This is a genomic window from Blautia sp. An81 (assembly GCF_002161285.1).
GTDB lineage: Bacteria > Bacillota > Clostridia > Lachnospirales > Lachnospiraceae > Blautia > Blautia ornithocaccae.
Genome location: NZ_NFHH01000073.1, coordinates 1 through 1,057 on the forward strand (window position 1 = coordinate 1; position 1,057 = coordinate 1,057).

Annotated in this window: 1 protein-coding gene; it reads left to right on the plus strand. The window is 39.9% G+C overall.

The window, feature by feature from the left end:
• On the plus strand, positions 1-939 hold a 939-nt coding region (locus B5G33_RS20870; protein WP_242974807.1), incomplete at its 5' end, for a group II intron maturase-specific domain-containing protein.
• Between the last annotated feature and the right edge of the window lie 118 nt (positions 940-1,057).

Genomic DNA, 1,057 nt, shown 5'->3' on the forward strand with positions numbered 1-1,057 from the left:
GGTGGAATTATTTCACCAACACTTGCAAACATGACATTGGACGGTATTCAGCCGATTCTTGCACAGAAATACAAACGCATCTGCCGTAAAGGAAAGCATTATTCTCCTATGGTAAATCTGGTGCGTTATGCAGATGACTTCATCATCACAAGTGCAGAAAAAGAAGTTTTGGAAAGAGAAATTAAACCAATGCTAGTTGAGTTTCTTGCGGAAAGAGGACTGGAATTATCGGAGGAAAAAACGGTTATCACACACATTAGTGACGGATTTGATTTTCTTGGCTTTAACATCAGAAAGTTTAAAGGCGTTCTGTTGACACAACCGTCAAAGAAATGTGTAAAGAAATTTTTAGATGGAATCCGCTATACGATAGATAGTAATAAATCTTGCAAGCAGGAAACATTGATAAGGCTCTTAAATCCAAAGATAACAGGGTGGGCGAATTATTACAGGTGCGGAGCGTCATCAAAGACATTCCAAAGAGTGGATGACCAGATATTCCGCAAATTGTGGCAGTGGGCGAAAAGACGACATCCGAAAAAGGGAAAACCTTGGGTTTTAAAGAAATATTTCCACCACTATAAGAACAGGAATTGGCGATTTTTAGTTGTCTTAAACAAAAATGGAAAAGAGGATATTTTCCCATTAAAGCTGGCATTTGAGACGAAAATTATGCGACATAAAAAGATTGTCAGTGAAGCCAATCCTTTTGATAGAGAATGGAAGGAGTATTTTGAAGAACGGATGACGTATAAGATGCTAATGTCCCTCAAGGGGAGAAAATCTTTGCTTTATATGTGGAATAAGCAGGAGAGGAAGTGTCCGATATGTGGGCAAGAGATTACTGCTGAAACACAATGGAATGTACGAGAAAAGAAAGTAAGCGGTCAGACTGTCCGTTATCTTGTGCATGATAAGTGTTACAAACAAAACTGTTAGTTGACTAGCCGGCATCTATATTGGTAGATGCTTTGAATTGCTTGAGCCGTGTGAGGGGAAACTCTCACGCACGGTTCTTAGAGGGGAAGGCGGTAGTAATACCGCTGACCTACTCGAC